Here is a 13,402-nt window from a genome sequence, read left to right as displayed (position 1 = left end):
AATTACTGGGGTAAGCTTTACTCATAACGCTCTCTCAGTGCTGTGTACTACATATTCGCAGCTTACACTGAGTGAGCTTTTTTGCTATCTAACCGACTTTTAAAACATCCTCTTAGATATAGAGTTATATCAGCACGGCAGTTCTTTACCGGAAGGAAAAAAAGACTTTGAATTTAAGAAGAAGCCCGAGTTAGGATTAGCTTTAATTGACCGAAGCTTAGAGCGAGGATACCGACCGGGCATCGTACTGATTGATGCTGGTTATGGAAATAACACGACCTTTCTTCTTGAACTGGAAAAAAGGAAACTCAAGTATATAGGAGGAATTGCTAAAAATCGTAAGGTAATTATTGGTGCTGAAGGGGGAGATTTTGAAGAAATACGTTTAGATAATTTAGCTAAATCAAGACCTAGCAAAGATTTCACCCCTGTCCAGCTCAATTTAGAGAAAAAAAAGACTGTATGGGTGGCATCTATTGAAGTTGAACTATCACGCCTCGAAGGGAAGAGAACAATTGCTATCGTCATGAATGCCTCAACCTTTGATGAAGCCAGTGATGTTGATTATTTTATTACCAATGTTGACGGCTCAACAGCGACATCTGAATGGATAGTAACCACCTATTCTCAAAGGAATTGGGTAGAAGTTTTTTACCGAGAAGCTAAAGGATGGTTAGGACTTAAGGAATATCAAGTTAGAGACAAACGCAGTCTCTTGAGACATTTCATTCTAGTTTTCTGTGCCTATACTTTTATTTTATGGCACAGGTTAACAGGAGGACTCAGACGCAGGTGGGCTTCCAAACCTTTGAACACCTTTCCTGAAGCTTTAGAGGCATTTCGTACAGCAATGTCTTTTCGTTTTATAGAGTGGTTGAACCAGAATCGTGACGTATTCTTAGCTTATAAAGCTAGTTTGGGCTTTGTTTGGGCTTGATATTTGTTTAAGTCCCACTAGCGTCCTCAGCGCCTCTGTGTTTCAATAAAAACCCCCTGACCTTTCTCACAGATCAGAGGGAAATTTATAGCCCGCGCAGGCGGGCTATGTTTGCGTAGCCGCGAATTATATTCGCCAGGTTTTCTTAGCGGGTAGAAGTACTACCGAGATAAGAAGGCGACATATCAGACCAGGACTGTTTCACCAAGTCAGCAGCAGCCTTCACACTACCCAGATAGTTACCAGCAGGTAGAGACGGATAGCGGTTGTAAGGCACCACATCCTCGCCGAAGTAACGAGCGTACTCAGGACTATCCACCATTGCTTCTACAGCCGCCTTCAAGCCGCCATCAGCCAGCAGCTTGTTATACTGCTGGATCTCGCCTTGGGTAGCTGGTGCGCGTCCCAAGAGATGCCGGAAGAGGAACTCAATCACCTTGGTATTGGGATAAGGCGTATAGAAACGACGGCGGTAGATTTCGGAACTTGCCAGAGTCTTGACAAACTCGCGCACGGAGATATCCCCATTGCGGAGTTTGCTATCCAGCTCCGAACGCCGCAATTCACCAGGAACCTGACCGCTGAAGATGTCCATCACTTGACAGTAGATGGCATTGATAACTTGTACAGTTTCCACCTGGCTCATGCCTGGGTTCATCCGGTAAATCCGTGCAGGTTTGCGCCGCGTTGTACCAACACCAACCTCAACAGATTGCCCGTCACCGTTGGTAAAGGAACGACCCAACTCGATAAACTTGGGCTTGCTCATGTCCATCTTACGAGCAGCCGCAGCCATGTCAGCGATCGCTTTGCCCGTGAGCGGCATCTTCGACGCATCCATCCGTGGCTTGACTGGCTCAAAGCTGGGAACCACCAAGTCATTATTCTGCTTGGTCAACTGGTTGTACAGCTTCTCAGTATTCGGGAAGTTTGCCGCCGGCAGAGTCGGGAAGCGGTTGTAAGGCACCGTATCCTCACCGAACGCCTGGGCATACTCTACGGTATTCACCATCGCGCCTACAAAGCCCCGGATGCCCTGAGAGGCGAGAATTTGGTTGTACTTGCGAATCTCAACTTGGTCTAGCGGCGCACGTCCCAAGAAGTGCTTTGTCCCCAGCTCAATCACCTTGGTGTTCGGATAGGGGGCGTAGAACTCCTTGATGTAAAGTTCTGAACCTCCCAACGCCTCAATGAATTCCTTGAGGTTGATTTCACCATTCCGCAGCTTGCTTTCCAAGTCGCTGAATTGGTTCTTCACGACATAAGGTTCAATATCGCGCTCGAAAATCTGGCGATAAGCAGCCCGGATGACATTTTGCACCAGCGCCTTATCTTCGGTTTCCGTCAGCTTGAAGACCTTAGTTTGTTCGCGCTTCTTGGTAACACCTTGGTTGATACGGAACTGAATATCGGGTTCCGTCCGCATTTGTGTAACTTGACCCAGTTCCACAAAACGGGGGGTTTCTTCCTTCTCAACTTTGAGTCCGGTGTCGGTAATGCTGCCCACGCGGAGACTACGCAAGCTTACCCCAGCCGGTGTCAGATAACGCTCGTAAGGAACTGTATCTTCCCCAAACGATTCGTTGTATTCTGGGCTGTCGATAATTGCGTCAACTAAGGCGTAGAAGCCTTTCTTAGCGCAGATATCGAAATACTTGTTAATTTCTTGCCGTCCGTAGGTGGGACGACCCAACAGCCGCCGATGGATGTACTCAACTGACTTGGTGACATAAAGCGAAGTCCAGTACAGCTTGCGGAACAGATCCGACTTAGCCAAAACCCGGATAAACTCTCGCACGGTGGTTTCGCCGTTTTCCAGCTTGATTTCTGCCACCTTCAGGCGCTGACCTTCGTAGACATCCCGCCCAAAGACTTGCAGGTAAGCTGCCTTAATCAAGGCTTGGGTGGAGCTTTCCGAGTATTTGACACTGGAATTCTTCACATAGCGCTTCGCAGATACGCCGCCGTTGCCGCTAGGGCCTGGAAGTTGATCCAGCTTGAACACCTTGGGACCGAGTGAACCCGGATCTTTCGGACGAGCTGCTGGGTTGCTCAGTTGGTTGTCAATACCTGGGCCTTGGCGGATCAGGATGCGGCGAGTATCTTTACCAAAGGGAGCCGGACGGGTGTTGGGATTCTTCGTTTCTTTCGGGAAGATTGCCCCAAACTGAATTTCTAGCGGGTCGTTGCCGGAACCGTAGGGGTGTTGATCCGGTAGCGGGCGATCGTAAGCAGCAAAGGTGGTGAGGAACTGCGGCACCTTGCGGAAAGGCGCACTGTAGTTCAACAAATCTTGCTGCGGCCCCCAGTTACGACATTCTTGGGCTTCTTGACCCAAACCTCGGATGTAGGGGACGGTTTCTTCGCCGAAGTAGTCGGAGTATTCTTTAGAATCCACCAAGGCATCTATTAGACCTGGTAGACCTTTTTGGGAAACGATGGAGAAGTATTCTTGTACTTCTTCACGGCTGGACGGCCCACGTCCCAAAATGTGACGGAAGGCGAGTTCTAGAGCGCGACTGTTGATGTATGGCTCGAAGAAGTTTTTCCGATACAGAGGAGATTTACCTAAACGGCGAATAAACTCCTTCATGGAGATGTCGCCATTTTTCACCTTAGATTCAAGGTCAGAGATGCCTTGGCTGTACGCGCGGGTAATGTCCCGTTCAAAGACTTGCCGATAGGCAGCTTTGATGATTTCTTGTTTTTCCGAGGAGGACAAACCGGGCTTCATGGCGTATTTGGGACGCCGCTCGGCTGCGTTGAAGTAAATTTGGGGTAGTTGCAGACCTTGCTGATCGCCAGAAGGACGCTGCCGTAATTTGTTTGAGGGAGTGGGGGCTTTGAATTCGTTAATCAGAACTTCAAAGTATTGGTTGACAATACCTGACGCTTCATCATCGCGCCGGAAATAACCCAAAGCTGCTGCTCGCATTTCCTGCAAGGCGACAATTGTGGCATCGGTAGAGCAAGCGCTTTCGATGATTTCCCGCAAACCCCGCGTGTTGACAGAGATGATGTTAGGATCTCCGGCAACGATCGCGTAAGTTAGGTAGCGCAAAAACCACGATAAGTCCCGCAGCGATTTCTGCATATTGCCCGGGCCATAGCGGGCGACGTTTATCGGTCGGAAACCTGCTGGTGCGGCACCGCCGCCGCTGGCGCTAAAGAGACTCCGCAAACCTTGCAAAAAGCCGCCACTGCTTTCCACATAGGTGACATTTCCCAGCGCCATCCCTTGTTTGACATCTGGAACTGTACCCGCGATCGCCAGTTCTGGTTCGCGAGGCTTCTCCAAGAAAGCCATCGGGGAACCCCCAACGAAAATGCGGTTAGCAGCGCGGGACACAATCAGGTCGGCGTTTTGGGTGAGCGTTTGGGAAATCTCTAAACGCTTGTTTCCAGAACTGAAATAGCTTTTCAGCTCATCCAGTTCCCCCCGCCCCAAGAAGCGGTCTTGCTGTTCCGCTTGGGAAATTGTTGCAACTGGTACTGTTTGATATAGTTGCGGACGCGCAACTGAGCTTCCACCACTTGCCTTAACACTCATTGGATCTCAAAAGCTCCCTATAAAAAAATTGTCACTGCGTTAAACATGACCAGAGTGCCACTGTTGAATTATGAAGTGCCAAGGCGTGAATTTGGGCTACTGCCGCAGGTGCTTTCTGCCTGCTTATGCAGCCTTTATCCGACCGCCTTCAACATCTGGTGTTTTCATCCACCCTTGGGTAAGGGCTTCAACCGGAGAGCCTTCATTTTTAGGCAAACTAGGCTTCTGGAGAGCATCCCATCTAACCACTGCCTGGGTTTAATCAGCTCAGTTTTTAGATTAAAACTTTTCGGGCTTGCTAGATAGGTTTATTAAAAAGTGTGTAGAATTCTCTCCGTGTATTCACAGTGTCATAATACTAAATTGCGATACATTTCCTGAGAAAAAAGATAAGCTTTGTTACGTTTCCCAGTTGTCTCTACTTTGCGCCATTTTGTGATATGGAAATAAGGCAGGATATCAGCAACGCTGTTCAGCGACTCTACGATACTTACCCTTTTCCGCCAGAACCCTTGCTGGATAGTCCGCCTCCCGGCTACAACTGGCGCTGGAACTGGCTAGCTGCCTATAGCTTCTGCACGGGTCAAAAACCCCAAAAACAGGAGATCCGCATTTTGGATGCTGGATGTGGCACTGGTGTTGGAACAGAGTATCTGGTTCATCTCAATCCTACTGCACAAGTGGTGGGAATTGATTTAAGTGCAGGTGCGTTGGGGGTGGCACAAGAGCGCACTCGCCGTTCAGGGGCAAATCGCGTTGAGTTTCATCACTTGAGCCTGTACGATGCCGATCAACTCCCTGGTGAGTTCGATCTAATTAACTGTGTGGGGGTGCTGCATCATTTACCTGACCCAATCCGGGGAATTAAGTCCTTGGCGGCGAAGTTAGCGCCTGGAGGCTTGATGCACATTTTTGTCTATGCTGAGCTGGGGCGGTGGGAAATTCAGCTGATGCAACAAGCGATCGCGCTCCTCCAAGGCGACCAACGCGGCGATTACCGCGATGGCGTACAGTTGGGGCGTCAAATATTCGCCGCATTACCAGAAAATAATCGTCTTGTCAAGAGAGAGCGTGATCGCTGGTCTTTAGAAAATCAGCGGGATGAGTGCTTTGCCGATATGTATGTCCATCCCCAAGAGATTGACTACAATATCGAGACACTTTTTGAACTAATTGATGCTTCCGGGTTGGATTTTCTGGGATTTTCCAATCCTAGAAACTGGCAGTTAGAGCGACTTATAGGGAAAAATCCGGAGTTAATAAAACGAAGCGAAAATTTGAGCGATCGCGCCAAATATCGTTTGATTGAGCTATTAGATCCAGAAGTCATCACCCACTACGAGTTTTTCTTAAGCCGTCCTCCCCTACCTGCATCAGATTGGTCATCGGATGAAGCCTTGTTAAAGGCGATACCAGAGCGAAACCCGTGCATGGATGGATGGCCTAGCCGTTGCCTGTTTAACTACGATTATCAAATTATTAATTTATCAGAGGAGGAATTTCAATTTTTGCAAGCGTGCGATGAAAACTCCACCCAACAGCTAACCATGAAAGAAATTCTGGCAGATGGAAAGCTGGAGTTGGATAAAGTGCGATCGCTCCTTAGTGGGCAGTTAATTTTGCTAACACCAGCTTAAAAGCATCAGCAACTAGCACGGCCAATAGATATATAAAAAGCCTAACGACTAAAGTCAAGGGCGCACAGACAAAGCCTACCAGTGCTGGCAGGCTTTGTCTATGGAGCATCGAGGCTTCCGCCAAGAGCTATAAGGGTTCCCATCGGGAATATTTAGTTGGCTGGCCCTGGTACTTCTTCTCTTATCTGGCGTTCGGCCGGATTAGGACTTTCCTCTCTCACCTTAAAGTCATAAGTGGTTCCCGGTTCAACCTTTTCAACTGACTGCTGATTCTCCGTCTCCCTATCGACTTCCCGTTCTACTTGGTTGAGAGGTTCTGTCAAGCTTTCGCCATTGTAGGGGGGAGTGCCATTGAAAAATTTGTCGATCCGGTTCGTTTGAGCCACTGCTGGGGAACCGATGAGGGCAGTGCAGCCGATGATGGCGAAGAGCCAATAAGTTCGAGATTTCATCGGATTGCTACCTCCTGTTAAACTACCTGTAGCCTACTACTCAACTAAGTTAACTAAAGTTTACAGCCCGTTACCTCTGGCGACCGACGTACCACTTGCGGGCGATCGCTTCTGTCCCAAGGTCAAGAAGCGACGGCCGGGCGAAACTAGCCTCAAAGATGAGAAAAAATGACCTTGAGCTGGAACACGCTCGCATAGAACATACTATTCCGGCTGAAAGCGGCTTAATTCTTTTTTAAGTAATGTTACCTCTGCATGGTATATTCAAAATTGCTGTGACCTGTAGTACAGGTCTATTAGCAGGACTCGCTTCTCAGCTGTTGTGAACCTGTCAAACGAATCTCAACCAACCACGTCGCCGACGCAGGAGTTCCCAGCACCCGGTTCTCCTGCCGCAGAAACAAACAACGCCATGCAAGAGTATTACCAACTACAACAACAGTTGTTGGTGATTACGGTTGCTTTTACAGGGATAATATTTATCTGTGTATGGATTTTTTATTCCCTGAACACTGCCCTAAACTATTTGATTGGGGCATCCACAGGTGTGGTTTACTTGAGAATGTTGGCTAAGGATGTTGAGCGACTAGGCGGACAAAAAAAGCGTTTAGGATCTAATCGCCTGGCGCTATTTATTGGGCTAATTGTAGCGGCAACGCAATTGCATCAGCTGCATATTCTGCCCATTTTTTTGGGATTTCTCACCTTTAAAGCCGCGCTCATCTTCTACGTGCTGAGAAGTACGCTAATGCCAGAATCTCAATAGGTCAGGCAGAAGCTCTCCTCTCAATCGCTCAATCCTCAACGAAAGTGGAAATCCCGGAAATGTTCATCGTAGATGGTTTAAGCGTCCTGAATACTTTCCATCTTGCTGCATTGGAAGTTGGCAAGCAGTTTTACTGGCAATTGGGCAATTTCAGAGTACATGGGCAGGTTTTTCTGACCTCCTGGTTTGTAATTGCCCTTCTGATTGTTGCCTCGATTGCTGCAACTCGAAACATCCAGCGAATTCCCCGCGGTATACAAAATACGATGGAGTACGCCCTGGATTTTATTCGGGATCTAGCCAAAAGCCAAATTGGTGAGAAAGAGTATCGTCCTTGGGTGCCATTTGTCGGCACTCTCTTTTTGTTCATCTTTTTGTCGAATTGGTCGGGAGCGCTCGTTCCCTGGAGGCTAATTAAGCTACCAGAGGGCGAACTAGCTGCTCCCACTAGCGACATTAATACAACAGTGGCACTTGCCCTGCTGAGTTCTTTAGCGTATTTTTATGCAGGGTTCAGCAGGAAGGGTTTAGGGTACTTCGGTAACTACATTCACCCGACACCCATCATGTTGCCCTTCAAGATTTTGGAAGATTTCACCAGACCCCTCTCGCTCAGCTTCCGTCTGTTTGGAAACATTCTGGCTGATGAGTTGGTGGTAGCGGTGTTAGTTCTCCTAGTTCCCCTGTTTGTTCCCTTGCCAGCGATGATTTTAGGTTTGTTTACCAGTGCAATTCAAGCTTTAATTTTTGCGACACTGGCAGCATCCTATATCGGGGAAGCTGTAGAGGAACATGGAGGAGAACATCACGACTGAGGCGACCAATAGCCTGTCATGATGTCAATTGGAAAAAAGTTTGGGTTGAGGATTTTGGATTTTGTTTGAAATCTAAAATCTTAAATCTAAAGTAGCAAATCGTTCTGTACTTAAAAGTAAGGAAAATCATGGATCCATTAGTTTCTGCTGCTTCTGTTTTAGCTGCTGCTCTTGCTGTTGGTTTGGCTGCAATCGGCCCTGGTATTGGTCAAGGTAATGCCGCTGGTCAAGCAGTAGAAGGTATTGCCCGTCAGCCAGAAGCTGAAGGTAAAATTCGCGGTACTCTGCTGCTCTCGTTGGCATTCATGGAAGCGCTGACCATTTACGGTCTGGTCGTTGCCCTAGTGCTGCTGTTTGCCAACCCCTTCGCGTAAATTTTGACGAGCCGCGCTCAGATAACTATTAACAATTTAAGATGAGGATTTTGATGGTAGCCATCAATTATTCAACTCTTAAATAGTTAAAGTTTTGAGCGCGGAAGCAATACGTAATTAGCTAACGCTACGCGGTAAGTTCAACTATACCCGTAGCGCCTAGAACGCAACAAATTAAAAGCTCGACCCTGTTTGAGAAGGGGGTCATAAAATTATGACACACTGGACAATTCTGCTGGCTGTTGAAACAGCCACCAAAGAAGGGGGTCTATTTGATCTTGATGCCACCCTACCCTTGATGGCTGTGCAGTTTTTAATCCTGGTGGCGGTGTTGAATGTCGTGTTCTACAAGCCACTGACGAAGGCAATTGACGAGCGCGATAACTATGTCCGCAAGAATCTACTAGAGGCACGCGAACGCCTATCGAAAGCTGAAAGCTTGACAAAGCAATACGAACAAGAACTGGCTCAAACTCGCCGTCAGTCTCAAGAAACCATTGCCGCAGCTCAAGCTGAAGCAGATAAAATTAGGGCGGGCAAAATTGCGGAAGCTCAAGCTGAAGCGACCGGAGAAAGAGAACAAGCGGCTAAGGAAATTGAGCAGCAAAAGCAAGAGGCATTCCAAAGCCTGGAGCAACAGGTAGATGCCCTCAGTCGCCAGATTCTGGAGAAACTCTTGGGACCAGAGTTAGTTAAATAGCAAGGATGAAGGATGAAGGATGAAGGATGAAAATTTACACTTCAAACTTCACACTTCAAGCTTCACACTTCAAACTTCAATAGATGGGGATCATGGGGACTTATTTATTACTGGCTACAGAGGCTATAAGAGCAGGCTCTGAATTAGCAGAGGAAGCGGGGGAAGGTGGTTTCGGGGTAAATTTCGAGATTTTAGAAACCAACCTGATCAACCTGATAATTATTTTTGTGGTGCTGTTTTACTTCGGACGGAAGTTCTTAGGAAACATCCTAAGCGAGCGCCGTGCCAAAATAGAAACAGCGATTCGGGAAGCTGAAGCTAAACAAAAAGAAGCAGCAGCATCCCTCTCCGATGCCCAGCAGAAGTTGGCTCAAGCTCAGTCCGAGGCACAGCGAATCCGAGCAGAAGCAGAAGTAAGCGCTAAGGCAGCTAGAGAAAAAATTCTAGCTCAGGCAGCTCTGGACGTGGAACGCTTGAGACAGACAAGTCTGGGAGATATCAACAACGAGAGGGAAAAAGCGATCGCCGAGTTGCGATCGCGAGTTGCCGCAATGGCGTTGCAGAGAGTCGAGTCGCAACTGACAGGTCAGTTAGACGAATCAGCTCAACAACAATTAATTGACCGTGGCATCGCCAGTGTAGGAGGTCGGTAATGAAAGGCAGTATGTTAAGCGCCGAAATTGCAGAGCCGTATGCAGAAGCGCTAATGTCCTTGGCTCAATCCCAGAACCAAGTAGATCGCTTTGGCGAAGATGTCCGCTCTTTATTGAGCCTACTAGATAGCTCCCCAGACTTACAGGAATTTCTGGGCAATCCCGTACTCAGCGCTGAAAATAAAAAAGCCGTATTGCGGCAGATTGCTGGCGACGGACTCCACCCTACCATCCTCAACTTTTTGATGCTTCTGGTGGACAGGCGACGCATCATCTTTGTCGGGGGAGTTTTGCAACACTTCCAAGCGCTTCTGAGAAAGCTGAATCAGACTGTACTAGCAGAAGTCACCTCAGCAGTAGAACTGAACGATGCCCAGCGGCAGGCTATCAGTGAAAAAGTTAAAGCCATCAGCGGAGCGCACCAAGTTGAACTCGCTACCAAACTCAATCCAGAATTAATTGGTGGTGTCATCATCAAAGTAGGTTCTCAGGTGATTGATACCAGTTTGCGAGGACAACTACGCCGCATTGGATTACGCCTGGGCCGTGCTGCCTAGCAATTGAGTTTAAAGGTTGGAAAGTTAAAAGGTTGAAAGTCTTTAAAAAGCAACCCAAAACATTCAACCCAAAACCTGCAACCTGTAACCCTCTAAACAAGAACAACTAATCATGATCAGCATCAGACCAGACGAAATTAGCAACATTATTCGGCAGCAAATTGAACAATACGACCAAGAAGTTCAGGTTTCTAACGTTGGTACAGTATTGCAAGTAGGCGACGGTATTGCCCGGATTTATGGCCTGGATAAGGTCATGGCTGGGGAGCTGGTGGAATTTGAAGACGGCAGCGTTGGCATCGCCCTGAACCTGGAAGAAGATAACGTGGGCGCAGTGCTGATGAGCGATGGTCGCCAGATTCAGGAAGGCAGCTCAGTTAAAGCCACAGGCAAGATTGCTCAGGTGCCAGTGGGAGAAGCCATGATTGGTCGGGTGGTAGACGCACTTGCTCGTCCGATTGATGGTAAAGGAGAAATTCAGACCACCGAATCTCGTCTGATTGAATCAGGCGCACCAGGAATTATTGAGCGGCGCTCAGTTTATGAACCGATGCAAACTGGGATTACCGCTATTGACGCGATGATTCCTATTGGTCGGGGTCAGAGGGAGCTAATCATTGGTGACAGACAAACTGGAAAAACTTCAATCGCGGTTGACACCATCCTCAACCAGAAAGAAGAGGACGTGATTTGCGTCTACGTCGCCATTGGTCAAAAAGCTTCTACCGTCGCCCAAGTGGTGAACGTGCTTCAGGAAAGAGGCGCAATGGACTACACCATTGTAGTAGCAGCTCAAGCCAACGACCCAGCAACTCTGCAATATCTGGCTCCCTACACGGGCGCTAGTTTGGCAGAATACTTCATGTACAAGGGCAAGGCGACGCTGATCATCTATGATGATCTCTCCAAGCAAGCCCAAGCTTATCGCCAGATGTCCCTGCTGCTGCGTCGTCCACCCGGACGGGAAGCTTATCCTGGGGATGTGTTCTATCTCCACTCCCGCCTGCTAGAGCGTGCGGCGAAGCTGAGTACAGAACTAGGTGAAGGCAGCATGACCGCGCTGCCAATTATCGAAACCCAGGCTGGTGACGTTTCCGCGTACATTCCTACCAACGTGATTTCGATTACCGATGGTCAGATTTTCTTGACCTCCGACTTATTCAACTCTGGTTTGCGTCCCGCAGTTAACCCCGGTATTTCCGTGTCGCGGGTGGGTTCGGCGGCTCAAACCAAGGCGATGAAAAAAGTGGCTGGTAAGCTGAAACTGGAGTTGGCGCAGTTTGACGACTTGCAAGCTTTTGCCCAGTTTGCCTCGGATTTGGATAAGGCAACTCAAGACCAATTGGCACGGGGTCAGCGCTTGCGGGAACTCTTGAAGCAGCCGCAATATTCTCCCCTATCTGTGGCTGAGCAAGTGGCAGTTGTGTATGCAGGTTTGAATGGCTATTTGGATGAAATTCCAGTAGATAAGGTTGCTCCTTTTGCGCGATCGCTGCGGGATTATCTGAAAACCAGCAAGCCGAAGTACATGGAAATCCTCCGCAGTCAGAAGCAGCTCAACGAAGAAGCGGAAGGCATTCTCAAAGAAGCGATCGGTGAAGCTAAGAAGACCTTCATGGCGATGGCGTAATTTGTCCAAAGCTAATAGCTAATCGCGAATGGCTAATTGTAAAAAGTAGCTATTCGCAATTAGCTATTAGCAATTAGCCATTTGCAAAGGACAACTGACAACTGACAAAACTATGGCAAATCTAAAATTTATTCGCGATCGCATTCAGTCGGTCAAAAACACCAAAAAAATCACCGAGGCAATGCGCCTAGTTGCCGCCGCCAAGGTGCGCCGCGCCCAACAACAGGTAATTGCCACCCGTCCCTTTGCTGACCGTCTGGCGCAGGTTCTCTACAATCTGCAAAACCGTTTGCGGTTTGAAGATGTGGATCTTCCCTTGCTAAAACAACGGGAAGTCGGCACCGTTGGCTTATTGGTAATTTCAGGCGATCGCGGTCTGTGCGGTGGTTACAACACCAACGTCATCCGTCGCGCCGAAAACCGCGCCAAGGAACTCAAAGCAGAAGGCTTGGACTACAAATATATATTGGTAGGGCGCAAATCCATCCAGTATTTCCAACGCCGTGAACAGCCAGTTGTAGACGGTGGCACCTACACGGGTCTCGAACAGATTCCCACAGCAGCGGAAGCCTCTCAAATTGCTGACGAACTGCTTTCCTTATTCCTAGCCGGGGAAGTCGATCGGGTTGAATTAGTCTACACCAAGTTTGTCTCTTTAATCAGCTCTCGTCCAGTGGTGCAAACCCTGCTACCGCTGACTACGCAAGGGCTAGAAGCAAGAGATGATGAAATCTTCCGCCTCACAAGTAGAGGCGGCGATTTTGAAGTAACGCGGGAAAAAGTCTCTGCCCAAGTTCGAGATTTCCCACGGGACATGATTTTCGAGCAAGATCCGGTGCAGATTCTAGATGCCCTCTTGCCGTTGTATCTGAATAACCAGTTGCTACGAGCATTGCAAGAGTCAGCTGCCAGCGAACTTGCGGCACGGATGACTGCAATGAACAACGCCAGCGACAACGCTAAAGAACTAATTGGCACCCTGACGCTAACTTACAACAAAGCGCGTCAGGCAGCAATTACCCAGGAAATCTTGGAAGTCGTCGGTGGTGCCGAGGCGCTACAAGGTTAGATTTAAGTTTCAAGTTTAATTAATAGAATGCGTCTGAGATTTATCGGACGCATTTTTTTATGGCAATTCAAGGGTTGGGTGCGATACATCCGTAGGGACATGGCATTGCCATGTCCCTACCCTTGTTGGCCCGAACGTCCGAACCGGAATATAGAACCCATTTGACATCTTTTACTATCTTGAAGTACAGTTACCGCAAAAGCCGTATCCAGCAGTCATGCCGTACTCTAGCAGCCTAACAGACGAAGAGTGGGAAATCCTT

At 48.3% G+C, this 13,402-nt stretch carries 13 protein-coding genes and 1 pseudogene; 12 read left to right on the top strand and 2 right to left on the bottom strand.

Annotated features, from left to right (window positions below; genetic code table 11):
* Positions 1 to 103: 103 nt before the first annotated feature.
* A pseudogene (locus H6F66_RS08875) lies at positions 104 to 937 on the top strand (transposase); the annotation flags it as partial.
* A gap of 145 nt (positions 938 to 1,082) precedes the next feature.
* On the opposite strand, the gene H6F66_RS08870 reads toward H6F66_RS08875, so the two are convergent.
* Positions 1,083 to 4,487, bottom strand: coding sequence for a phycobilisome rod-core linker polypeptide (locus H6F66_RS08870; protein ID WP_190420341.1), 3,405 nt, complete (start codon positions 4,485 to 4,487; stop codon positions 1,083 to 1,085).
* A gap of 70 nt (positions 4,488 to 4,557) precedes the next feature.
* Here H6F66_RS08870 and H6F66_RS08865 point away from each other — a divergent pair, with 70 nt between their 5' ends.
* Together H6F66_RS08865 and H6F66_RS08860 are read left to right on the top strand one after the other, a co-directional pair.
* The gene (locus H6F66_RS08865) at positions 4,558 to 4,749 is read left to right on the top strand and encodes a hypothetical protein (RefSeq protein WP_190420339.1); all 192 of its coding nucleotides are present in this window, start codon (positions 4,558 to 4,560) and stop codon (positions 4,747 to 4,749) included.
* Positions 4,750 to 4,927: 178 nt separating this feature from the next.
* Entirely contained in the window at positions 4,928 to 6,124 is a 1,197-nt protein-coding gene (locus tag H6F66_RS08860; protein ID WP_190420337.1) for a class I SAM-dependent methyltransferase, read from the top strand.
* 152 nt (positions 6,125 to 6,276) lie between these two features.
* Here H6F66_RS08860 and H6F66_RS08855 read toward each other — a convergent pair whose 3' ends face one another.
* On the bottom strand, positions 6,277 to 6,576 hold the full coding sequence (locus H6F66_RS08855) for a hypothetical protein (protein ID WP_190420335.1): 300 nt from the start codon (positions 6,574 to 6,576) through the stop codon (positions 6,277 to 6,279).
* 4 nt (positions 6,577 to 6,580) lie between these two features.
* On the opposite strand from H6F66_RS08855, the gene H6F66_RS08850 reads away from it, so the two are divergent.
* From H6F66_RS08850 to H6F66_RS08810, 9 genes are all read left to right on the top strand, one after another.
* On the top strand, positions 6,581 to 6,748 hold the full coding sequence (locus H6F66_RS08850) for a hypothetical protein (RefSeq protein ID WP_190420333.1): 168 nt from the start codon (positions 6,581 to 6,583) through the stop codon (positions 6,746 to 6,748).
* 150 nt (positions 6,749 to 6,898) lie between these two features.
* Positions 6,899 to 7,342: an ATP synthase subunit I gene (locus H6F66_RS08845; RefSeq protein ID WP_347269353.1), complete on the top strand. Its 444-nt coding sequence runs from the start codon at positions 6,899 to 6,901 to the stop codon at positions 7,340 to 7,342.
* 59 nt (positions 7,343 to 7,401) lie between these two features.
* Entirely contained in the window at positions 7,402 to 8,157 is a 756-nt protein-coding gene (gene atpB, locus H6F66_RS08840; RefSeq protein WP_190420331.1) for a F0F1 ATP synthase subunit A, read from the top strand.
* A 128-nt stretch (positions 8,158 to 8,285) separates the two neighbouring features.
* Positions 8,286 to 8,531 (top strand): ATP synthase F0 subunit C, encoded by a 246-nt coding sequence (gene atpE, locus H6F66_RS08835; protein ID WP_010994186.1) that lies wholly within the window; start codon positions 8,286 to 8,288, stop codon positions 8,529 to 8,531.
* Positions 8,532 to 8,745: 214 nt separating this feature from the next.
* Positions 8,746 to 9,231 carry a F0F1 ATP synthase subunit B' gene (locus H6F66_RS08830; protein WP_190420329.1) on the top strand — a complete coding sequence of 162 codons (486 nt, stop codon included), beginning with the start codon at positions 8,746 to 8,748 and terminating at the stop codon, positions 9,229 to 9,231.
* Between the two features lie 83 nt (positions 9,232 to 9,314).
* Positions 9,315 to 9,884 (top strand): F0F1 ATP synthase subunit B, encoded by a 570-nt coding sequence (locus tag H6F66_RS08825; protein ID WP_190420327.1) that lies wholly within the window; start codon positions 9,315 to 9,317, stop codon positions 9,882 to 9,884.
* Positions 9,884 to 10,441 (top strand): ATP synthase F1 subunit delta, encoded by a 558-nt coding sequence (atpH, locus tag H6F66_RS08820; RefSeq protein WP_190420325.1) that lies wholly within the window; start codon positions 9,884 to 9,886, stop codon positions 10,439 to 10,441. The genes H6F66_RS08825 and atpH overlap by 1 nt, the downstream gene beginning before the upstream one ends.
* A 112-nt stretch (positions 10,442 to 10,553) precedes the next feature.
* Positions 10,554 to 12,071 (top strand): F0F1 ATP synthase subunit alpha, encoded by a 1,518-nt coding sequence (gene atpA, locus H6F66_RS08815; RefSeq protein ID WP_190420323.1) that lies wholly within the window; start codon positions 10,554 to 10,556, stop codon positions 12,069 to 12,071.
* Between the two features lie 112 nt (positions 12,072 to 12,183).
* Positions 12,184 to 13,140: a F0F1 ATP synthase subunit gamma gene (locus H6F66_RS08810; RefSeq protein WP_190420321.1), complete on the top strand. Its 957-nt coding sequence runs from the start codon at positions 12,184 to 12,186 to the stop codon at positions 13,138 to 13,140.
* The last annotated feature ends 262 nt before the right edge of the window (positions 13,141 to 13,402 follow it).

Origin of the sequence: Trichocoleus sp. FACHB-6 (assembly GCF_014695815.1) — a bacterium.
Classification (GTDB): Bacteria; Cyanobacteriota; Cyanobacteriia; order Cyanobacteriales; family FACHB-T130; genus Funiculus; species Funiculus sociatus.
The sequence above is the reverse complement of the archived record's forward strand: the minus strand, read 5'-3'. Positions and strand labels throughout refer to the sequence as shown.